The 22,211-nt window shown below is 31.0% G+C and carries 26 protein-coding genes; 12 read left to right on the forward strand and 14 right to left on the reverse strand.

Translation table 11 applies throughout. The features are described from left to right. Positions 1–3: 3 nt before the first annotated feature. The 12 genes from ABIN73_03215 to ABIN73_03270 form a co-directional block, all read right to left on the reverse strand. Positions 4–156 (reverse strand): Flp family type IVb pilin, encoded by a 153-nt coding sequence (locus tag ABIN73_03215; protein MEO0268732.1) that lies wholly within the window; start codon positions 154–156, stop codon positions 4–6. Beyond that, positions 153–326 carry a hypothetical protein gene (locus tag ABIN73_03220; GenBank protein ID MEO0268733.1) on the reverse strand — a complete coding sequence of 58 codons (174 nt, stop codon included), beginning with the start codon at positions 324–326 and terminating at the stop codon, positions 153–155. The genes ABIN73_03215 and ABIN73_03220 overlap by 4 nt, the downstream gene beginning before the upstream one ends. 56 nt (positions 327–382) lie before the next feature. After that, positions 383–1,705 (reverse strand): hypothetical protein, encoded by a 1,323-nt coding sequence (locus tag ABIN73_03225; GenBank protein MEO0268734.1) that lies wholly within the window; start codon positions 1,703–1,705, stop codon positions 383–385. 212 nt (positions 1,706–1,917) lie between these two features. Next, positions 1,918–3,045, reverse strand: a complete 1,128-nt coding sequence (gene cpaB / locus ABIN73_03230) for a Flp pilus assembly protein CpaB (GenBank protein ID MEO0268735.1) — start codon at positions 3,043–3,045, stop codon at positions 1,918–1,920. 3 nt (positions 3,046–3,048) lie between these two features. Further along, positions 3,049–5,622 carry a hypothetical protein gene (locus tag ABIN73_03235; protein MEO0268736.1) on the reverse strand — a complete coding sequence of 858 codons (2,574 nt, stop codon included), beginning with the start codon at positions 5,620–5,622 and terminating at the stop codon, positions 3,049–3,051. Next, positions 5,619–6,902, reverse strand: a complete 1,284-nt coding sequence (locus ABIN73_03240) for a hypothetical protein (GenBank protein ID MEO0268737.1) — start codon at positions 6,900–6,902, stop codon at positions 5,619–5,621. Before ABIN73_03240 ends, ABIN73_03235 begins: the two co-directional genes overlap by 4 nt. After that, the gene (locus tag ABIN73_03245; protein ID MEO0268738.1) at positions 6,902–7,675 is read right to left on the reverse strand and encodes a tetratricopeptide repeat protein; all 774 of its coding nucleotides are present in this window, start codon (positions 7,673–7,675) and stop codon (positions 6,902–6,904) included. Before ABIN73_03245 ends, ABIN73_03240 begins: the two co-directional genes overlap by 1 nt. A gap of 1 nt (position 7,676) precedes the next feature. Continuing rightward, a complete protein-coding gene (locus ABIN73_03250) occupies positions 7,677–8,579 on the reverse strand; it encodes a type II secretion system F family protein (protein MEO0268739.1) in 903 nt (300 codons plus the stop codon). Beyond that, positions 8,576–9,412 carry a type II secretion system F family protein gene (locus ABIN73_03255; GenBank protein ID MEO0268740.1) on the reverse strand — a complete coding sequence of 279 codons (837 nt, stop codon included), beginning with the start codon at positions 9,410–9,412 and terminating at the stop codon, positions 8,576–8,578. Before ABIN73_03255 ends, ABIN73_03250 begins: the two co-directional genes overlap by 4 nt. Next, positions 9,406–11,580: an ATPase, T2SS/T4P/T4SS family gene (locus ABIN73_03260; GenBank protein ID MEO0268741.1), complete on the reverse strand. Its 2,175-nt coding sequence runs from the start codon at positions 11,578–11,580 to the stop codon at positions 9,406–9,408. Before ABIN73_03260 ends, ABIN73_03255 begins: the two co-directional genes overlap by 7 nt. Positions 11,581–11,582: 2 nt before the next feature. Further along, positions 11,583–12,881, reverse strand: a complete 1,299-nt coding sequence (locus ABIN73_03265; GenBank protein ID MEO0268742.1) for a pilus assembly protein N-terminal domain-containing protein — start codon at positions 12,879–12,881, stop codon at positions 11,583–11,585. Further along, positions 12,878–13,255 (reverse strand): hypothetical protein, encoded by a 378-nt coding sequence (locus tag ABIN73_03270; GenBank protein MEO0268743.1) that lies wholly within the window; start codon positions 13,253–13,255, stop codon positions 12,878–12,880. The genes ABIN73_03265 and ABIN73_03270 overlap by 4 nt, the downstream gene beginning before the upstream one ends. A gap of 173 nt (positions 13,256–13,428) precedes the next feature. Here ABIN73_03270 and rpsQ point away from each other — a divergent pair, with 173 nt between their 5' ends. From rpsQ to ABIN73_03315, 9 genes are read left to right on the forward strand one after another with little or no spacing between them, the layout of a single operon-like run. After that, positions 13,429–13,707, forward strand: coding sequence for a 30S ribosomal protein S17 (gene rpsQ, locus ABIN73_03275; GenBank protein ID MEO0268744.1), 279 nt, complete (start codon positions 13,429–13,431; stop codon positions 13,705–13,707). Next, positions 13,704–14,072 carry a 50S ribosomal protein L14 gene (gene rplN, locus ABIN73_03280; protein MEO0268745.1) on the forward strand — a complete coding sequence of 123 codons (369 nt, stop codon included), beginning with the start codon at positions 13,704–13,706 and terminating at the stop codon, positions 14,070–14,072. Before rpsQ ends, rplN begins: the two co-directional genes overlap by 4 nt. Next, a complete protein-coding gene (rplX, locus tag ABIN73_03285) occupies positions 14,073–14,393 on the forward strand; it encodes a 50S ribosomal protein L24 (protein MEO0268746.1) in 321 nt (106 codons plus the stop codon). Positions 14,394–14,395: 2 nt separating this feature from the next. Then, positions 14,396–14,965, forward strand: coding sequence for a 50S ribosomal protein L5 (gene rplE / locus ABIN73_03290; protein ID MEO0268747.1), 570 nt, complete (start codon positions 14,396–14,398; stop codon positions 14,963–14,965). Next, on the forward strand, positions 14,949–15,137 hold the full coding sequence (locus ABIN73_03295; GenBank protein MEO0268748.1) for a type Z 30S ribosomal protein S14: 189 nt from the start codon (positions 14,949–14,951) through the stop codon (positions 15,135–15,137). Before rplE ends, ABIN73_03295 begins: the two co-directional genes overlap by 17 nt. 1 nt (position 15,138) lies before the next feature. Continuing rightward, positions 15,139–15,534, forward strand: a complete 396-nt coding sequence (rpsH, locus tag ABIN73_03300; GenBank protein MEO0268749.1) for a 30S ribosomal protein S8 — start codon at positions 15,139–15,141, stop codon at positions 15,532–15,534. A 1-nt stretch (position 15,535) separates the two neighbouring features. After that, a complete protein-coding gene (rplF, locus tag ABIN73_03305) occupies positions 15,536–16,087 on the forward strand; it encodes a 50S ribosomal protein L6 (protein ID MEO0268750.1) in 552 nt (183 codons plus the stop codon). Next, entirely contained in the window at positions 16,087–16,464 is a 378-nt protein-coding gene (rplR, locus tag ABIN73_03310) for a 50S ribosomal protein L18 (GenBank protein MEO0268751.1), read from the forward strand. Before rplF ends, rplR begins: the two co-directional genes overlap by 1 nt. After that, on the forward strand, positions 16,454–17,623 hold the full coding sequence (locus ABIN73_03315) for a glycosyltransferase family 4 protein (protein ID MEO0268752.1): 1,170 nt from the start codon (positions 16,454–16,456) through the stop codon (positions 17,621–17,623). Before rplR ends, ABIN73_03315 begins: the two co-directional genes overlap by 11 nt. A 3-nt stretch (positions 17,624–17,626) precedes the next feature. On the opposite strand, the gene ABIN73_03320 is transcribed toward ABIN73_03315, so the two are convergent. Both ABIN73_03320 and ABIN73_03325 read right to left on the reverse strand, forming a co-directional pair. Then, the gene (locus ABIN73_03320; GenBank protein ID MEO0268753.1) at positions 17,627–18,346 is read right to left on the reverse strand and encodes a cohesin domain-containing protein; all 720 of its coding nucleotides are present in this window, start codon (positions 18,344–18,346) and stop codon (positions 17,627–17,629) included. Further along, complete coding sequence (locus ABIN73_03325) at positions 18,343–20,187, reverse strand: S8 family serine peptidase (GenBank protein MEO0268754.1); 1,845 nt, start codon at positions 20,185–20,187, stop codon at positions 18,343–18,345. Before ABIN73_03325 ends, ABIN73_03320 begins: the two co-directional genes overlap by 4 nt. 38 nt (positions 20,188–20,225) lie before the next feature. Here ABIN73_03325 and ABIN73_03330 point away from each other — a divergent pair, with 38 nt between their 5' ends. The 3 genes from ABIN73_03330 (at position 20,226) to ABIN73_03340 (ending at position 22,211) form a co-directional block, all read left to right on the forward strand. After that, positions 20,226–20,639 carry an Rrf2 family transcriptional regulator gene (locus ABIN73_03330; GenBank protein MEO0268755.1) on the forward strand — a complete coding sequence of 138 codons (414 nt, stop codon included), beginning with the start codon at positions 20,226–20,228 and terminating at the stop codon, positions 20,637–20,639. A gap of 63 nt (positions 20,640–20,702) precedes the next feature. After that, complete coding sequence (locus ABIN73_03335; GenBank protein ID MEO0268756.1) at positions 20,703–20,873, forward strand: winged helix-turn-helix domain-containing protein; 171 nt, start codon at positions 20,703–20,705, stop codon at positions 20,871–20,873. A gap of 21 nt (positions 20,874–20,894) precedes the next feature. Further along, positions 20,895–22,211 carry a cytochrome c gene (locus tag ABIN73_03340; protein MEO0268757.1) on the forward strand — a complete coding sequence of 439 codons (1,317 nt, stop codon included), beginning with the start codon at positions 20,895–20,897 and terminating at the stop codon, positions 22,209–22,211.

Genomic DNA, 22,211 nt, shown 5'->3' on the forward strand with positions numbered 1-22,211 from the left:
TTTTTACCATAATAAAACATATAAAAGCCTCATTACAACAAGTCTTAAAACAAAACCTAACATTTTCCAGGCTGCGTAAGAAAATAGGGCAATAACTCCTATAATAAGAGCATACTCGATAGCAGCAGCACCCTCTTCCCTTTTTATGATTTTCATGGTTTTAATCTGTAAAAAAAATTATACCATTTATAAAGAAGATCACTTCCGAGGAGGAAAAGAGCATAATTTAATAGAAAAATACCAAGAAATCCAAAAATTCCTATCAAGACCGCATATTCAACTGCGGCCTCACCCCTTTCGTTATATATTAATTTTATTACTTTCATTTTTGCCTCCCACTATCTTAAGCTCATTATTATTATACATAAAAAAATTTTTCCTGTCAAGGGTATGTGGAAAACTTTTTATACCCATATATAGATAAGAATCTTTTTAATTTTAATTTTTCTCTCTCTTCAATATTATCACTCAATTCATAAAGAAATTTAAGTATATTTTCACTTTCAACTCTTGGATTTAAAACAGAGAGTGCTGTCATATATAAAAGGGAGTAATCTTTCTCTTTTAAAAATCTTTCCTTTTCCAGTTTCCAGAAATCTACCCGCTGATCTATTGATCTATAGTGAGGAGGGGCTGAAATATATTTAATCTGTGCTATTTCAAGAAAAATATCAAAATCTACAAAATCCCCATTTAAAAAAGATAACTCTGATAATTTAAAGTAATCATAGAATTCCTTTTTGGAAATCCTTGATAAAAGATTAATTGCTTTAGCATATTTTTTCTCTTTCTTATAGAAATCGGCTGATAATCTGAAAATATGATTTTTAAAATCAGGAAAAGGAATTTTACTTCCAAGAGCAAAGAAAGTAAGTCCTATAATTAAAGAATAAATTAAAAACAAAAAGTTATATAGGAAGGGATAATTTCTGTAAACATAAAAACATACTGAAAAAACAAAAAAAGCAACTATTGTAGCTGAAGATTGGATAGAAATCAAGAGAAAGGACAGGATTAAAGGTAAAATGTATAGTTTTTCTCTATTAAAGGATATGTATAAAAAAAACACCGAGAGGGTTTGTAATATAATATAAAGGATATTACCAGGCAAAAAGAGAAATCTCGGAACAAATTCACTAATTTTAATAGAATATAAAACAATTACTAAAAGAGTTATAAAAGAAAATATAAAGGAAAAAATATTTACTTTTTCTGGGAAATATTCCTTAAAAGCAAAAAAAGAAAGAACTAAGATTATTATTATAAAAAAAAGATTTGGAATTGTAGGCTTTGCAATAAAAATTGGTGTAACAAGTGAATAATAATAAAGTTCTTCTATAGCAAAAATTGAGCTCAAAAGAAGAGGGAAAAAAGGAAAGATAAAAAAATTTAAAATCGGTATTACCTTCTTTTTAATTCCACTTAATCTAAAAAAAATATAAATAGAAAGAAAAAAATCAATAATTAAAACTTCAATTTTAACTCCCGGTGTTGCACCAAAGGTTACTGTGAAAGGTGAAGTAAAGAGAGAAAAATATATAGTAGGTATTTGTGAAGTTTTTGTTAAATAGCTCAAAACAAAACCTTTTCCAGCTGATAGTATGTAATCAACAAAAGGTGGAAGTATTATAATAAAAAAACCATAACATATAAGTTTAAATATAAATTCTTTTTCAAAAAAAAACCTTAAATAAATATAAATCAAAATGAAAAGCGCTACAAAAAAGAGGTAAAAATGTAAAATAAAATCAAACTTATTTTCAACAGCATGTGCAGATTCTAATAAAGTTTCAAAGAAAAATCTTAAACCTATAAAAGATAAAAAAGTTAAAAAGGCTTCAGTTTTCGATTTCCTTTTTACAAAATATTCAAATCTTTTAACTATTTTTTCAGGACTTATTTTTTTAATATATTTTATCAGAAACAGGTATCGCAGGGAACTTGTAAATTAGCAGGGACTTTAACACCTGCCTGTTTTAAAACATTTTCTATTCCTTTCATATAAGAACCCATAAAGGTTTCCATAATTTTACCAGGTTCAAATCTTTCCCTTCTTCCTTCTTCCCAAGGTTTTTGTTCAACTACTTCACTTCCTCTTAGTTTTACCTGTTCCAAATCCGTTCTTTTATATATATTTATATAAGAATAAGGAGAAACCTGGGAGGTTTGTGCTGCCTTCGCAACTTTTTTGGGTTTTGGCTTTGGAGTATATTTTTCTAAAATATCAAATACAGTTAATGGTTTCTCTATTATTGTATCTTCACCCGGAAGTTTTATCTCTCTCACAGACCTCAAAACAAGTCTAATATTTGCAACTTTTTCAAGAAGAGCAAGTTCTTTTGCGATTTCCTTTGGAACCGCAAAAGTCACAGATGAAACACTTCCCGCTTCATATGTTTCTGGCATTCCCATAAAACCAGTTTTTTTCTCTGTAACTGTTGGTGGTAAAGCAAGAAGTGATCTTCCAACTGCAAGTACCCTAACTGCCTTATATGTAATTGTCGCAAAAGAAGAATATGGTCCTTTTACCCTGTAAAGCTGAGGACTTCTTAAATATCGTTCAAGCTCTTGTTCTGGAATGTATCTCCTTAAATCTTCAAGAGAAAAGGTTGCTACTACATCTACCTCATCTCCAGGAAGTATTAACCCTCCGACTCCTGAAACCTCATCTACATGAATTGTTATAGCTCTATAACCTTCAGGTATAAGGGAAGAAAGAACTGTCCAAGTCTGTAAAGGTAAGAGTAAATTTTTTGTTATTTGTTCCCCTTTCCTTATATCAGTAATTGCAACCATTCCGATAATTTCACCAATATTTGAAACCGCAAGTGGTTCTATAAATGGTTTAGGAATTTCCCTGTATTCCACTAGATCTTCTGAAATAATTGTTCTTGAGCTTATATCTTTTTTTGCTACAAGAACTCTCTCAGGGGCACCCTTCATTAAAGTCTTCCTTTCCACATCCTGAATATAGCTTATTAATAAAAGAGAAGCTATCCCAGCCAAAGATAAGGCTATTAAAAGTCTCCTTACATTTGGTCTCATTTTTTACCTCCTTCTATATATTTCAAGCCCATAAGTATCAGAAATTAAATAATAATCCTCCATTTTATTTACATCTTGGGCATTTCCGGGAGTATCTATATGATTTAAATAAATTAAATCTCCATCTTCTTTTAATTTATACTCAATCACACCATAAGCACCACATATGGCAAATACCCGATCATCAAGAATTTTCAATCTAAATACAGGAAATCCGGGATTTATTATTTTTTTCAATCTTGGGAAATGGGGAACACTCATATCAATTATTCCTATACCTTCATCTCCAAAAGAAGCATAAACATAATTACCAAATGATTCAAGATCAAGTACCGGAAATTTTAATTCCGAAAATTCGGAAATCTGTGAGAACACACCGCCACGCATATCATAAACCTTTATAATACCCGTTCTATCTCCAGCAACCAGAAAAGTATTATTAACTACATCAATTGAAAGAACATCACCTTTAATTTTTGTAAAAAACTTAGGTTTTTTATTAGAGAGAAGCTCAAAAACCTCTATTCCTCCTTCAAGGTTAGCACATATTAAAAACCTCTGAGAAATCAGAATATCATAAGTTACTCCTTCTGAAGGTATGTGATGAAAGAAGAGTTCAGGAGAATAAATATTTGTTAAATCAATTCCTATTAAACCCGAAGAACCTCCAGCAATATATAGGACATTATCTTCTTTCAAAGGCACCGCTCTGTAAAGTTCTCCGTAAGTTAAATAATATGAGATTTCTGTTGGTGCTTCAAATCTATAGAATCTGTAAGTTTCTATAAATCTTTCTTCCCCAACATAAATACCTGATTCCGAAAAATCAAGTGATCTTATACTTTTCTTCGTTCTTATACTATTTACAAACTCAGGTACATCTTTCCCAACATTATATATGAAAATTCTATCACTAACACCATAGATAAAAAGATAAGGATACTTCATTTTTAAATAATAAACTGGCTCAGGTAAATCAAAACTGAACTTCAAATTTTTTGCGGGTATTGAGTAAACTCTTATTTTATTAGTTGCATCGGCAACATATATTTCGTTTTTACCAACAACAAAATCAGTAACAGGAACTTTTATAGAAAAAAGAAAACTCATATTTTGAAGTGTCTCTTCAAATTTGTAAAGTTTCCCAGTCATATCACATACAAAAACCTCTCTACCTCTTAAGGTGTATAAGTAAGGTGAGATGTCCATTTTGTGTTCTATGATTTTACCGTCATAATCATAAATAAAAAGACCATTTTCCTGAAGACTTGCAAATTTTTTACCAATCTGAATTAACTTTAAAGTTTTTGTATCTGTCTTAATACTAAAAGTTTCAGATAGTTTTCCATCTTTATATTCAAGACCAATAATACCCTTCTCAGTTGCAACAAAAATTTTATTTTCAATGTTTATACAATCATTCACAAAACCTTCTATTGGGAGAAACCCTCTTATCTCATTTATTCTATCAGCATTTAAAATCCATATTCCACCTTCTCTTATTGCTGCTATTATCAAATCTTTAAATTTTAAAATTTTCACAAAAGTTCCAAAAAGCTCAGTTTCTTCTTCTTTTTGAGGATCATGGGGAGAGAAGAAAGATATAAATCTTATTCCAAGAAGAGGATCAAGAAGATAAAGTACTTCCCTCGTCATTATATTGGCAGATACAAGGGAACCAAAACCACCAAGAGTTTTGATCTCTTCCAGCTCTGGTAATCTTAAAACAGAAATACCAGCTCTTCCAACTGAAGCCATAAGTATATTACCAATAGCAACAAAATCATTAATCTGACCAACCAATTGGGCTGTTGAAATAATATTCAAATCAGGGTAACTAAGTAAATATAACCTTCCATCCTCTGTTCCCACAAAAACCTGGGATCCATAGATCTGAAGACCTGTAATTACGTAGGTTGGAATAATTTCCTTTACTATCTCTATAAAGGGTTTTGAAAACTTTCCAAGGTAAAATCCTCCCTCCTTTTTACCAAATAAAATGAGGGTATCAAGAACTAAAAATTTTGTAAGCTTTGATGGAGATACATATTCTTCACCTACGGTTATGTTACCTTCTTTCAAAAATTTTATATGAGATAAAATTGAGTCAGAAATAAGTGCTACTAATCCCTGTGGAGCAATTTGAATTGAATTTAGGGGCCCATTTAACTTAATTTTACCTTTTCCCTTTAAATTAAATCCGTTTACTTCGTATATTTCAATAAAACCATCAGATGTCCCGACATATAAGTAAGGAGGAATTGAAATAATTGAATTTGCATTTTTAACTTTGAATGTATTTTTCTTCACTCTCTCTTTTAAAGAATAAACTATAATTCCTTCCTGTGAATCAAGAATATAAAGATTATTACCTGAGATTGCAAGATCCATGGATATTCCTTGTGTTGGTATTTCATATTCGGTAAAAGGATCCTGTGGGTTTTCTACATTTATAATAGCAACACCTCTCTGAGAAACCTCGTATATATATTTTCCAGAAGGAAAAGACTTTATATAATCTCCTCCTACAAGTGTTGAAATAGTTTGGGATAAAAGAAAAAAGACAAATAAATTCATCCCTCTACCTCCTTTATTTTCTTTAAGAATAAAAGCAAAATGCCTTCTTTAATTTTACTTTCTTCATACAAAAATTTAAAATTTTCAATAACTTTTTTAATATCCTCTTCATCCCTTATATCTTTAATTTTTTCAATAAGTTCATTAAATCTAAACCATCTGTAAAAATTACCAGTAACTAAAATTAAAAAGTCTTCTCTTTCAATTTCAAAGTATCTTACCTCTGAAGCTCTGATTGAAAAATCATAAAATCTTGCTGGTTCATAGACGGGAAGGATTTCATTATTTCTTTTTCTATAAAGAATATGGTCACCGAAACTTGCCCCTCTTATTTTACTTTTTTCCTCATCAAAAAATAAAAGAGAACCCTCAACAATACCATCATTTATCATAAGCTTTGAAAATTCATCCTGCAAATTTTTCAAAACAACAAAAGGGTCCTCCTCTGTGAAAAGGTATTTATCGAGAAAAGAATTTATAAAGGGAAATAAAATTGACCAGGTATAACCACCACTTATTATCTGGAAACTAAAGATTCCCCATCTTTCAGGAGAAATTCTAAAAACTTTATAAAAAATATTTGGAATTTCTCCTTTTTCATAAAAAGGATAAAGGGACCATCCCTCTGGTTTATATCCACCAGATTCAGGAATATGATAAGAAAGGAAATCAGAATATTTGGGTTCAAAAATTATTTTCCTTCTCTCAACTGGTGTTGAAATAAAAACAAGTATTGCAGATAAAAAAAGAAATAAAGCAGAGAGCGCTACAACAAAAAGAAAAAGGATTCTTCTTAGAGAATCTCTTCCCTCTCTTAAAGATCTTGGTTTTAATGTAAGGTATATATAACCTAAAGTATCACCAAGGGTGCTTAAAGTGGGCTTATATATATATACTTTATCATTCCTTATTGAAAAACCAACCCCTCTTAAATCAAAGGGGGCTTCATCTGGAAATTTAAATTTACTCAAAATATAGTCAGTATTCGTATGGGCAATTATAGTATTTTCTCTATCAATTATTGAAATTTCTTCGATATCTCTATTTTCCTTTTTCATACGAGATACAATGTAACTTAAACTTATCTCATCTCCTGTTTCCCAGGGAATTTTTATACTTTCCACAAGACTGCTAAAAACTGCATTGGAAAAATTTTCCGCATCACTTGTTAGCCATCTATTTGTTTCATTTAAGACCCACCTTCCAAAGAAATATAATAGAATAACTAAAGAAATTACAGATATAAAAAGCCCTGTAATAATAAAGTTTCTTCTTTCCATTATCTCCTCCCCCTTAATCTTTCCTCTATAACTGCAAGATTTCTCCTTACCTTTGTATTTTGAGGATCAATTTTTAGTATCTCTCTAAAAATTTCCCTTGCTTCTTCTAATTTTCCCTCACTGTAAAGTGAAACACCTCTTTTATAAAGTTCCTGAACTTTTGCCTGAACATCTTCTTCCACCTTAATAGCCTTTTCAGCTTCAACAGGTCTTTCAACAGGTTTTTTCACTACCTCCCTTCTTTCAACTGTCAAGGGTTTTTTCTCTTCAACCTTCGGTATTTTGCTAAAGTAATAATTGATTTTTTCTTCAATTTCAGGGTAACTGGGATAAATATTTTTAATCTCAAGGGCAAGCTTATGGGCTGACTGATAGTCTTTTCTCCTTTCAGTATTAATTAAAAGCGAATAAAGCTTCCTTAAAGTATCAACAGTCCATAAACATTTTTGGTAAAAATTAATTATTTCAGGATCAAAATAAAATTTGTCGTATAAAATTTTTGATAGATATAAGGCAGAATCAAGTTCTCCGTTATTATATTTAAATAAAGCTTTTTCCAAAATTTTTTTATCAATTTTCAGAGAATTTTTTTCAATATATTTATTTGCACTGAATAAGAGTTTTTCTCTTAATTTTTTATCTTCAGGTTTTTTAAAAATCAAATCAGAATATTCCATTACAGCATTTTTATAATCAGCAAGCTTTATGTAAAGATCAGCCCTTTCTTCAGGGCTCTGATTTATAAGTATTATAAAAAATAAAAAACCTTTCATTTTACATACCTCCTCCGAATAGATAATATAAAACAAAAGGACCAAAAATTATAATAAATATTGTAGGCAAAATTAAAAGAATTGTGGGTATTACTATAAGAACAGGGGTTTTTGCAGCTTTTTCTTCTGCTTGATCCCATCTCTTCCTTCTAACTTCATCAGCAAGAGAAGCTAATGTCTGGGTTATTGGTGCACCAAGCTCCTCACCATGGGCTATTGTAATTGCTACAAGTGTAAGATCTGGATGTTGAGTTCTATCAGCAAGGGCTCTTAAAGCCTCAGTCCTTTTTTTACCTAATCTAAGCTCCGAGAGCATTAAGGCAAATTCTTCTCTGAGTGGACATGGGTGCATGGCTTCTGTTACATACTGAAAAGCTGCATTGAATCCCAAACCTGCCTGTACTGCTGTGTTTAATTGGTCTAATGCATCACCAAGATCTTTTTGTATTAAATAATGTCTCCTTTTTATCTCCTGGTTTAAACTAAAATCCTTATAAAAAAATCCCACAAAAAGAACTACAAATCCCATAACAAGACTGAAAGAAAAAGGTGCATTAAAAATAAGCATCATTATTATAATTGAAACAACAAAAAATACAAAACCACTTATTACTTTTTCCATAAGAACTGCTTCCACAGGTTTACCTCTTTCTCCCGCCATTTCCATTTTCCTTTCAAGAGAATGTAAATAATCCTCTGGTAGATATCTTTTTAAAATCTTAACAATTATCTCGGCAAAGGGGGCCAAGTAAGCAAGAATTTTTGAGGCAATTTCAATTCTAACCCTCCTTCTCCTTAATCTCTCAAGACGTGAAGATAAAGCAACTTCTTCAGGTGAAGGAATAAAAGAGAGAACAAGGTAATAAAAAGCAATAAAAGATAATATAAAAATTAAAAGTATCATATTTCTATAGTAATTATTTTTCTTATCCAAAGGGCTGCTATTAAATCAAGCAATGCTGCTATAAAAAGCATTAAAATACCGATAGGTTCTTCAAGCATGGGGGCAAAAAGGTCTGGTTGTGTTATTCTTAATAAAATTAACAAAAAAAGGGGTAAAAGAGTAAGGACTATTGCTGATAACCTTCCTTCCGCAGTAAGGGTATCTATCCTTCTTTTCAATCTTCTTCTTGCTTTTATTGTATCTGCTATACCTGAAAGAACATCAACAAGAGAACCGCCAGTTTTCCTCTGCAAAATTACCGCACTTGTAAATATTTTAAGTTCTCTTGAAGGAATCCTTTCTTCCAGATGATGAAGAGCTTCCTCAAGAGGTACCCCAAGAGAAACCTCATCAAGAACCCTTTTAAATTCTGTTTTCATTGGAGGAGGCATCTGCTGAACAACTATCCTTAAACAGTGATTAAAACCAAGACCAGCCCTCAATCCACTCACAATTAATCTCATCCCTTCCTCCAGTTGGTCATTAAATTTCTCTATCCATTTATTCCTTATCGTATAAGCATACTGAGGGAAGAAAATAATTATAAGAACCGCAAATAAAACTATAACAAAAATTTTTGTAACAAGATTTTTACCAAGAAAGAGGTATGTAATAATGGAGAGAGCAAACAAAACTCTGAATTCAAGTAAAATAAAATTTTTAACAGGAAAATCAGCAGGATCCAGTTTTTGCTGAATATTCCTTATATAATAGATAAAGAATTCTTCAAGAAAAATTATTAAAATATAAATAGCACCTATAATTGAAAGGATAATCAGAATTAAAGTTACCATGATTCCTCTTTCCTCCCTTTATAATATATACTCTGATCAATTTTAACACCCTTAATTTCAAACTCTTCGTGAACTTTTGGTCTTATTCCAGTCCCCATAAATTCACCTATAATCTCACCTTTTTCGGAGACCCCCTTCTGTTTAAAAATAAATATATCCTGCATTGTTATTATATCTCCCTCAATACCTGTAATCTCTGATATTTTTGTAACCCTCCTTTTTCCATCTCTCATTCTTTCTACAAAAACTATAAAATCAATGGCAGAAGCAATGTAATTTCTTATTGCTGAAACAGGAAGCTCAGTTCCAGCCATTAAAACCATTGTTTCAAGCCTGTATAATGTATCCCTTGGTGAGTTTGCGTGAACTGTTGTTAATGACCCCTCATGCCCTGTGTTCATAGCCTGGAGCATATCAAGTGCTTCTCCTCCTCTACACTCACCAACTATTATCCTATCGGGTCTCATTCTTAAAGCATTTCTAACAAGATCTCTTATTGTGATTTCTCCTTTTCCCTCTATATTGGGTGGTCTTGCTTCAAGTCTTACTATATGAGGTTGCTGGAGTCTCAGCTCAGCAGTATCTTCAATCGTGACTATCCTTTCATCCTCAGGAATGAATGAAGATAAAACATTTAAAAGGGTTGTTTTACCTGAACCAGTTCCACCTGCCACAACTATATTTTTCTTTACATATACACAAGCTTTTAAAAAATCAACCATAAAATCTGCTATAGAACCAAAATTAATGAGATCCTTATAGGTGAATGGTTCTTTCCTAAATTTTCTTATAGTTATCGTGGGACTGTCAATAGAAACAGGAGGAAGTGTTATATTTACTCTTGAACCATCAGGCAATCTTGCATCACATAGAGGGGAAGCCTCATCAACCCTTCTTCCAATTGGTGCAACAATTCTTTCTATCACCATCCTCAGTTGAGCTTCATTGAAAAAGCTTCTATCAGTCAAATAAATTTTTCCTCCTTTTTCTATGTAAATCTTATTAGGAGCATTAACCATAATTTCAGTAACCTCAGGATCAGCAAGAAGATCTTCAAGTGGACCAAGTCCGAGTATTTCTTTTATCATATCCTCCACAAATTTTTTTCTAACCTCTTGAGACGGTAAAGGAATATTAAATTCATCCAATTTTTCCACTATTAACTTTTCCACCTTTTTTCTAATTTCTTCTCTCGATGCAGCACTCTCCACTGTTGCTGTAAGTTCACCAGATAATGTCATTTCTCTGATAATATGTGCATGGATTAACTTTTTTACTTCAAAAGGAACCTCTTCTACAACTTCTTCCACTATAACACTCTCAACTGGTCTTGATTCAGCTACTACCTCTGTTACTTTTTTCTCATCTTTATCTTCTCTTTTCCTTCTTTTAAAAATACCACTTAAAAAATCTCTTTTTACCTCTTTCCTCTTTTCCAAAAAATCTTCCCTCTTTAATTCACCTAAAATAAAACTTGAAATCTCCTTAATTTTATCTTTAATGACCTGTGAGATCTTTTCCTTGCCTGTATCAAAACCAAATTCAGTAATACTTAAAACTGACTCATCCTCCGGTAAAATAAAAAGAACCTCTTTTTCCAAAATCTTTTCTATTTCTTCAAGAGAAATTCCCTCTTCATTAAAGAAGTTTATTACATATTCTATCTTCTGGGGAGGATAATACCTTAATCTGAAAATTTCCCTTAAATTCTTTGATTTTGCAAGTGATAGAAAATCATTTTTCATTACAACAAAAATTAGATCCACAACATCAAGAATATTCAAAATTTTTTCATCAATGGTGTGCCCACAATCAAAAAGCACATAATCATAATCAGGCTCAATTCTCTTTAATAAGGGACTTATAAATTCGTATTCCTTATCCCATATTTCACCAGTTTTAGAAAATATCATATGAAGTTTTGAGGGATAAGAAGAATAACCGTATATAAATTCACCTTTAAACTTTTTCTCCTTTTTGAAACTATCAAGGGCTTCTTTAAAACTCTTCTTTGAATCTGAGCCGAAAATGTAGGGAAGATCCCCGTGATTTTCTGCTTCAATTAAAAGTGCACTCTTTTTTTTCAGAGAAATTTCATAAGATAAAAGTGAGGACAAAACAGATACCCCTACACCTCCCTTTGCACCTATCAAAGCATATTTCTTCATAACTACTCTTTTTCTTTCAAGGTCTCAAGAACATAGAAATCATTTGTGTAAGGGTCCCAAAATCCTGATAAACCTATCGTTTCAAAAAAGGAAAAGGGAACAAATAAAACTTTATCAATAATTTTTACCTCAGGCTGAAGCGGAAAAGCAACCCCATCCATCTCAAGAGTTGACTTTTCAACTGATAAGAAAGATTGTCTTTTACCAAAATTTATTTCAGCCAACTTTCCTTCCTCTATCCATTTATATCCAATATCAAGTTCTTTTTTAAATAAATCTGAAAGTTCAAAATAGGTATTACCATCAATAATTTTTGTAGGAATATAAAATTCCTTTGTTTTTGTCCCTTTAAAAATATGAATCTGTGCTGCTCCTCTTTCATAGGGTAATACATAAGGCGTGACAATAAAAACCACATCCTTTATAACATCATTACGAGTAACCCTTGAAAATAGTAGCTTCCCAAGTAAAGGAATTTTACCGAGGATTGGTAAATAACTTCTAAATTCCTGAACATTTTTTCTTTTTAAGCCCCCTATCAGAATACTCTCACCTGGTAAGAGTTTAACTTCAACTTTTGCACTATTCTTCCTTATAGCTGGTACAACAGCTCCTTGAAAAGTAACAGCATTTGCATAATCAAGATCAGAAATTTCTGGTTCCAAATTTAATATTATATAACCTTCATCATCAAGTTTACCTGAAATTTTAAGTTTTACACCGTATTCTTTCCATTCAATAGTAGCAGTTCCAAGTGCCTGTGCTATCACTACAGGTATCTCTCCGCCACTCAGAAATTCTGATGTTTTGTCTTCAAGAACCACAAGGGATGGATTGGATAAGATTTTCAATACACCTTTTTCCTCAAGAAAATTAAGTGTACTTGATAAATTAGTTGTTCTCTTTATTGGTCCTATATCGAGAGGAAAAGTTTCTGGAATTTTATATTCTGAAAATCCGATTTGCTTTAGCCACTCCCAACCATAATCAGTATTAATGCTTCTTTCCACTTCAAGAACCCAAACATCAGTTCTTAAGGTTTTAGGTTTATAAAATTGGAGAGGATCTCTCTTTTTTATTACACACTCTATTTCCTGTGTTCCCCTGTCTGTAAAAATTATAATGTTTGTTACACCTTCCTTCATCGCATTCAGTAAAACTTCTCGGTCAGAAAGGAGTCTCATTCCCAGAATATCAGGATTACCGATAGCAACACTTTTAACGGGTCTCACAAACTTAAAAAGTTTTGAATATCCCTCAAATAATACAAGATATGAAACAATAAACAGTTTTAAAATCATTTTTCCACCTCTTCTTTTTCAAGATAAAAGGTAAGTGATGTATTTTGAAAAACATTAATTTCTTTAATTACATCTTTATAATTTTTAGCAGAAAATTTAAATCTGTATCTTCCGGGAGGAATTATTAATTCTTTTTTTCCCTTTTCGAGAGTATAAGGCGGTAAAGGGGTACCAAGTATAACCAGTTTAACATCTGGGATATTTTGCATGGTTTTTGCATCCACTACTTCCAATATAAGTGAAACCTTTTGAAGCTCAGGTTTATTCATAGTTTCTTCAATAGGAATTTCTATTTTATAAGGATCCGACTCTGGGGAATAATAAAAGCATCCCCCACTGAGGATCAAAATTAAAGCCCATCTAATCGTTTTCATAGTATTCTAATATTTTATTATTTTAAATTAAAAATTTTCAACCTACAATTTTAAAAAAAAATTTTACAAAAGTCAAGCTATTATAGAAATTTGATTTTTGAAAAAAATTTTGTTATAATTCTATACTTGAATTTTAAAAAATAAACTCTTATAATTTAACTTTTAAAACAACCATGAAAGGAAAAAGGAAGGAATTTACCGGTATAGTTGTTTCTGATAAAATGGATAAAACCGTCGTTGTGCTTGTAGAAAGACGGGTGAGGCATCCTTTGTATAAAAAGGAAATAAAGAAAAGGAAAAAATTCTATGCTCATGATGAAAAAAATGAATGTAAAATAGGAGATAAGGTAAGAATTATGGAAACAAGACCGCTTTCAAAATTGAAAAGATGGAGAGTTGTTGAAATAATTGAAAGGGCACCAGGATTTGAGGAAGAAGGAGGGGAAAAATGATACAGCAGCAATCAAGACTTAAAGTTGCTGACAATACAGGTGCTCTTGAAGTAATGGTAATTAGGGTTCTTGGCGGGAGTTCAAGAAAATATGGCACTGTGGGAGATATATGCAGAGCAACTGTCAAAAAAATAGGAACAGGCTCACAGATAAAGGAAGGTGAAAAGGTTTGGGTTGTAATTGTTAGAACAAAAAAAGAAATAAATAGGAAAGATGGTTCAACAATAAGATTTGATGATAATGCAGCAGTTATTATTGATCCAAGTGGAGAGCCAAAGGGAACAAGAGTCTTTGGTCCAGTAGCAAGAGAATTAAGGGAAAAAAGATTTATGAAAATTGTTTCTCTTGCTCCGGAGGTATGGTAAATGGCAAGGAAAATCAAAAAAGGTGACCAGGTCATGGTTATATCAGGAGACGATAGAGGAAAAATTGGTAAAGTTATTAAGGTTTTACCGGAAAAAGAAAGAGTAATAGTAGAGGGTGTAAATATAGTAAAAAGGCATAGAAGGTTTATAAGTGCTGATAGACCCCATGGAATAGTTGAAATGCCTGCACCCATTCATATATCAAATGTCTCACTTTTATGCCCTAATTGTGGAAAAAAAACAAGAGTGGGATTTAGGTTTGAAGGAGAAAAAAAAGTTAGATACTGTAAAAAATGTAATGAAACAATAGATAAGGTGTAAAAATGGCAAGATTACTTGAACATTATAGAAAAAATGTGATACCAAAGTTAATGAAGGAATTCAAATATAAAAATCCCTTTGAGGTTCCAAGAATTGAAAAAGTAGTTGTTAATGTGGGATATGGGGAAGCAGTAAACGATCCAAAATTAATAGAGATAATTCAGAAGGAAGTGGCTAATATTACAGGACAATGGCCAAGTATAAGAAGAGCCAAAAAACATGTTGCAGCTTATAAGTTAAGAAAAGGAATGCCCATAGGAGTTAAGGTAACGTTAAGAGGAAAAAGGGCTTATGAATTTATTGACAGAACAATAACCTTTGCCTTACCGAGGGTGAGAGATTTTAGAGGTTTAAAAAGAAATTCATTTGATGGAAGAGGAAACTACAATTTTGGGCTCGAGGAGTATATAGTTTTTCCAGAGGTTGATATAGATAAGGTAAAAGTAAATTTCGGTATGGATATAGCAATTGTAACAACCGCAAAAACTGATTATGAAGCTTTAAGGCTTCTTGAAGAACTTGGATTCCCCTTTGAAAGAAAAAAGGAGGTAAAAAGTGGCAAGAAAGGCTAAAGTTATGCGATGGCTTATGTATGAACCAAAATTTAAAGTAAGGTACAGAAATAGATGCAAAATTTGTGGAAGACCAAGAGGATACCTGCGGAAATTCGGTATTTGCAGAATATGCTTCAGAGAATTAGCTGTTCAGGGTTTAATTCCCGGAGTAAAAAAGGCAAGCTGGTAAAATGGTTAATGATAGCATTTCTGATATGCTTATAAGAATTAAAAATGCACTAATGAGAAAAAAAGATAAAGTTAGTGTAAGTTATTCAAAATTACTTGAAAGGGTAGCGGAATTACTGAAAAGGGAAGGATTTATTAATGATTATGAAATTAAGGGTGAAAGTGTTAAAAAAGAATTAATAATACACTTGAAATACGACGAAGAGGGTAATCCATTAATTACTGATGTCAAAAGAGTTTCAAAACCTGGAAGGAGAATTTATGTAAAAAAGGACAATATTCCCTGGGTTAATAATGGAATGGGTATTGCAATTTTGTCCACTTCAAAAGGAATAATAACAGACAGAGAAGCAAGAAGATTAAAAATTGGTGGTGAACTTTTATGTGAGGTATGGTAAAATGAGTAAAATAGGAAAAAAACCGATTTTAATACCAAAAGGTGTTGAGGTTAATTTAACCGGTAATATATTAAAAGTAAAAGGTCCTAAAGGAGAACTTAAGCAAGTTATACACGAAAGTGTTGAAGTGGAGATAAAGGATGGAGAGATCAGGGTAAAAAGAAAAAATGATGAGAAAATTGCTAAGGCAATGCACGGAACAACAAGGGCACTGATAAATAATATGATTAAAGGTGTTACAGAAGGATACGTTAAAGAACTCCTTGTTGTAGGTGCTGGTTATAAGGCAGATTTAAAAGGAAAGGAACTCATACTTGATGTAGGTTATGCTGAACCCAAGAAATACATAATTCCTGAGGGAATCAAAGCAGAAGTAAAAAGAGAAGGACAGAATATAAAAATAAGAATTGAAGGAATTGATAAGCAGAAAGTGGGACAGGTAGCTGCAGAAATCAGAAGGATAAGGGAACCTGATCCTTATAAAGGTAAAGGTATAAGATATGCAGATGAAGTAATAAGGCTCAAACCCGGAAAAGCAGGAGCGGCAAAATAATGGATGTAAAAGAAAAAATATTAAGAAGAAAAAGAAGACATAAAAGAGTTAGAAAAAAGGTAATTGGAACACCTGAAAGACCAAGATTATGTGTTTATAAATCAAGGAAACATATATATGCACAGATTATAATTGATCCACCTTTTGGACCCTCAAAAGTATTAACAGGAGCCTCTACCCTTTCACCTGAAATAAGAGATGAAATTAAAAACATTAAGGGTAAAGTTAAAAAAGCTTTTTTAGTAGGTAAATTAATTGCAGAAAAGGCAAAGAAACTTTCTATTACAAAAGTTGTTTTCGATAGAGCTGGTTACAAATACCATGGAAGAGTAAAAGCACTTGCTGATGGAGCAAGAGAAGGAGGGCTTGAGTTTTAATTTCAAAAAAAAATTAAAAATACTATTTATATCCCATGAATTTAATAATTATTCTAATGGTGAAATTAAGTTTATTTACAATTTAGCATTACACTTTTTAGAAAAAGGAAATGAGGTTCATCTTCTTGGTTTTGGTGCAGACCCTGAGATCATAGAAAAAAAAGCAGAATTTCACAGAATTAAAAGAATTATTGAAAGACCTCATTTTTTAAAATCATTAATATTTCTTATATTTTCAACAATCTTTGTTTTAAGAAATAGAAAAAAATTTGATTTGATTCATGCTTCAGGTCCAAATGTTTTTGCTTATCATCACATAAATACATGCCAATTTGTTCATTCTGCTTACAAAAGATATTTAAAATTTTTTAAATTTCCTTTGATAAAAAAAATTTACTATTATTTTTTTCATAATTTTTTTTCTTTCTTGGAAAAATTAATTTATAAAAAATCAAAAATAATAATAGCTGTTTCTGAAAAAATAAAAAAAGAACTTATCAATTTCGCAAAAGTTAATCCTTCAAAAATTGAAATAATTTATAATGGCATTAATCCATCTGAATTTCCCTTTAAATCAGAAAAAGAAAAAGAAGAACTTTTAAAAGAATACCCCTTTTTGAAAAATAAAACAATTTTCCTATTTGCAGGTGATATAACAACAAACAGAAAGGGAGTGGAATTTTTAATTAAAGCCTTTAAAGATTTAAATGAAAAAGCTTTTCTTTTAATAATCGGAAATGAAAAAAATTCCCCTTATCCTTATCTGGTAAAAAAATTAAACTTGGAAAATAAAATAAAATTCTTAGGATTTAAAAAAGATATTTCCTTTTATTATAGAGCATCAGATTTTTTTATCTTCCCGAGCTTATATGACCCTTGTCCCATAGTAGTCTTTGAGGCCATGAAAAGTCTCTCGCCTTGTATTGTTTCTGATAAAAAATTCTGCGGAAGCGCTGAAATAATTGAAAATGAAAAAGAAGGTTTTATAATAAAGAATCCTTTCAATACTTATGAAATAAAAGAGAAAATTTTAAAGGCAATAAAAAATAAAGAAAAAATAAAAGAAATGGAAAAAAATATAAAAGAAAAAATAAAAATGGTATATTTTGAAAATATTTTTAAAAAATATGAGGAAATTTATTACAAGTTACTTTCTTAACTTTTATTTAATTATTATTTTACCCTTTTTTATTTTTGGTAAGGGAAGATAGTTGCCATCAGAATCAGTAAGAACTATCTTGAAGGGAATTATATCTGAGACCCCCGTATTATTTTTTGAGAAATAAACATTCAAAACTTTTCCTGAACCTGAAAAAGGAAGAGCACCCCTCTTTTTTGTAACAGCAAAAAATATAGTATCTTGTTTCACAGTGCTGAAAAATAGATCATCCTGACTCCAGAGAGAGCCCTTCTTTATGCTATCCACTTTTAAAAAAGAATTTTCAAAAAGAATTCTTCCTGAAATCCCAAAAACTTTATTAATGTTATATATTTTAAGAGAAAGATTAAAACTCTTATCAGTTTCAAGATAGATGGGCTCAGGAACTAAAATATAATCAGAAGGCACAGGAGTTTTTACATTTAAACTTGTTTCCTTTACACTTGAACCTTTTACTTTTATCAAATATTTATAGGAAAAATCAGGGTTTAAAAGAGTATCTGTGAAACTTTTTATTAAACCTCTGAAAGAAAATTTCAAAGGTGAATAAGGTTCCTGGAATCTCACTATAATTACAGAATCAACATAATCAAAATTTTTGATTTCAAGGGAAAGCTCAACATAAAATGGTTTTAAATTTATAACTTTCGCTATAACTTCTGGCTCTCCCTTCTTACAGAATAAGAAAAATAAAAAAAAGAAAATTATAATATACTTTTTCATTTTACAATCACCCTTTTTTCCTTATCAATTTTACCTTCTTTATATAAAATAAAGAAAATACCTTTATAATTATAAGGTATCATATTATTATAATTTATTTTTCTGCCTGAAATATCAAAAATTTTTATTTTCTTAAAGTTACCTTCAATTTTCCTTTCAAAAATAACTATTTTACCATCTGACTCTTCATAAGTAATATTCAAAAGCTCAGATAAAAATTTTTTTATTTCTTTATTATCACTTGTTCTGTAAAGTAAATAAAAGAAATCCCTTTTTTCTTCAATTTCTGGAATAAAAGTTAAAAAGGAATTTAAAAAATAGCTCAAAGGATGAGTTAGACCAAAATTTTTACCAATTGTCAAAACATCCTGTTCATTTATTACTCCATCACCGTTACAATCGGCAAAAGTAGCCATTCTTGGAATCCACTTCTGAGCAGGCTGAGGGGAAAAATTATCCCCAAGGTTCCTTGCAGGTCCTGTTAAACCGAAGTAAATTCCAAGAGGTAAAACATCCATCTCATTCACAATTCCATTTGCATCAGCATCTCCTGGATAAACAATGTATTGAGTTTGAGCAGAAAAGGAAACCGCCTTTTGGGCAGAAACTCTTCCAAATCCATAAATTGTATCATAACCTTTTTCTCCAAGGTCAATTGCTGTTCCGGTTAAAATTCTCCTTAAATCAAGATTTGTTAGATATTGGTCAAGGGAAAGACAAAGGGCTGCTATTCCAGCTACATGAGGGGAAGCCATTGATGTTCCTTGAAAGAAGAAGTAAGCAAAGGAATCAACACGAGGTTTTCCCTGTGATTCGTAACATGTATTCTGTAAAACTCCGTCGGCATAGCCATCATTATTTCTATCAACTTTTACATCCCCTCCTGGTGCTACAATATCAAGACCAAAGCCGTATTGAGAATAATAGGAAAGGGAATCCCTATAATCTGTTGCTCCTACTGCAATACATTCTTTAAAAGCTGCAGGATAAGAAAGTTTTGAAACAGAACTATTGCCTGCAGCTGCTATTACTAAAACACCTTGAGTGTAAGCATTTTTTAAAGCAAGATGTATAACACTCATTCCTGTTGAATCTCCAGGTGGTCCTCCAAGACTCATATTTATAATTTTTGCACCATTCTGAACAGCAAAGGAAATACCATCTGCAATCTGAGAAGCAGTTCCACCCTGAGGACCTAAAACCTGAGCAAGAATAATGGATACGGAAGGTGCAATTCCCGCAACTCCTATATTGTTATCAGTAGTCTGTGCTATTGTTCCCAAAACATGTGTTCCATGTGGTGAAGACGGGTCAGGATAAGGGTCATTATGGTAAAAATCATAAGCAGCTAAAACACTTAAACCCTGTAAATCAGGTGCTATGTGATAATAACCATCAGAACTTATAACCTCATTTTGTTCATAAGAAGGAATAGGACCATTTCTGTAAGCAAATCCATCATCAAGCACAGCGAGCCTTATTGAGGAACTCCCAAAACCAAAATTCCAGGCTGTTTCCATTCCTATCTTTTTAAAGTGCCACTGATAAGGATAATAAGGGTCATTGGGTATATAAAAGGGGGTGAGGATTGCATTTTTTGTTACTTTTTTAACACCTTTTAAATTTTTCAATTTTTCTATTACATTTTCAATATCTTCCTTTTCTGGATCAAATTTAACAACAAAAAAGGGAAGGTATTTACTCACATAAGAAATTTTAAAACCCTTTTCAGAAATCAGATTTAAAACTTCAGTTTTTAAATCATCTTCACATATTACCACTACTTCATCTTTTTTATAATTTGAACTTAAAAGGAAAAATAAAAAAAGAAATATTTTCATAAAAAAATTATAGTAATTTATAATTAAAAATTCAAAATATGAGAATAAAAAGGGAAACGGATTATGCGATAAGGATAGTTCTTTATATGAGTCAGAATAATAAAAAAATTTATAGTGTAAAGGAAATATCACAAAAAACTCTTATTCCAAAAGAATTCCTTTCAAAGATAATTCAGAAACTTAAAAAAAATAGAATATTGAAATCAATAAGAGGTATAAAGGGAGGTTATTCATTAATAAAAAAACCGGAGGAAATTTCTCTTCTTGATATTATATTAATTTTTGAAAAATCTCTTGCAATGAACATCTGCGCAGTAGAAAAAAGATACTGCAATCTTTCAAATATATGCTCAGTACATCCTATATGGATTGAGATAAGAAAATATGTAGAGAAAAAATTAAAAAAAGAAAATTTTTATAAACTTGCAAAAAGATATAAAAAAATTTTATAATTAAAATAGGACTAATTCAGTCCAGTTTTAAGGTTCAAATCCTTAATTTAAAGGGAGGGAAATATGGAAGAAAAAATCTTAGAAATTCTAAAAAAAGAGGGAAAACCAATGAGACCTTCTGATATTGCAAAAAAAATAGGAATGGACCAGAAAGAAGTTACAAAAATTTTATCAAAACTGAAAAAGGAAGGAAAAGTTATAATACCAAAAAGGTGCTATTATTCTGTAAAATGAATTAGAATAAGGAGGGTCAATATGTATCCAATATTTTATTTACCACAGATAACCTCTGGGTGGCTTATAGCAATATTAGCTACCTTTCATATTTTACCCTCTCATCTTTCTACTTCTGCTATGTGGTTTAATGTTTATATGGAATGGAAGGCTTACAAGGAAAACAGGGAAGAACTTCTTGAATTTGTTAAAAAATTTGCCCTTTTACTAATTGTTTTTGCCTATATTTTTGGTTCTCTTTCAGGTGTTGGAATATGGTTTGCCACAATGGTCGCCTCACCAAGGGGAATTTCAAGCATAATACATAATTATGTTTGGGGTTGGGCTACAGAATGGGTGTTTTTTATAATTGAAGTTCTTGGAATATTTATCTATTACTATACCTTTGGAAAAGTTGATAAGAAAACCCATCTTTTAATAGGGCTTATCTTTGCAATCGGGTCCTGGACGACCATGGCTATAATTGTGGGTATTCTCTCCTTTATGATTTCAACAGGTAAATGGAACTTAAATGGAAACTTCTTTTACGGATTTTTCAATCCCAACTACTTTCCTCACTTTTTATTAAGAACAGTATTAATGTTTTCCATAACAGCACTTTATGCAATATTTATAACTAATTTTGTAAAAAATGAAAATGTTAAAAATGAGGTAATTAAAAAGGCTTCATTACTCGGTATTTTGAGTATACTTATCTCCATTCCCTTTTTATATTTATATTTAAAATCTTTACCATCTCACTCAAAAGAAATATATCCCCTTCTTGTTACAAAGGGTCTTAAAATGGGTTTTGTTATACCTTTAATTATTGTTTTTTTATATTTTGTTTTAAACAACTTTACTACACTTCTCTCAAAATTCATACCTTCTCTTTTAATGATAATAATTTTATTTGGAGGTATATTTGCAGGTGAAAGGATAAGGGAAATATTGAGAAAACCCTATATAATTCCGGGATTTATATATTCAAACTGTATTATAGGTTTTGACCATAAAGTAAAAGGAGTTGAAAGTGATGTATCAAAAATAAATGGAAAGGGAATTCTTGAAATCTATCCTTTTACACCTCCTGAAATGAAAAATATTGATGAAAAAAATATTTTAAAAGCAGGAAAATTAATAGCACTTATTGAATGTTCTTCATGCCATTCCTTAGAAAATAAAGGAGTAAGACCTTTAAAAGAAATGATAGAGAGAATAGGTTTTGAGGATGTGGAAGGTATAATGGAGTTTCTTGATTTAATGGGTGAAAATTATAAATATATGCCACCATTTTTTGGTAGTGAAATAGAAAAAAGAGCTCTTGCTGAATATTTAATATCTTTAAAAGGGAGGTAA

The sequence above is a fragment of the candidate division WOR-3 bacterium genome, assembly GCA_039804025.1.
In the GTDB taxonomy this organism is placed as follows: Bacteria; Hydrothermota; Hydrothermia; order Hydrothermales; family JAJRUZ01; genus JBCNVI01.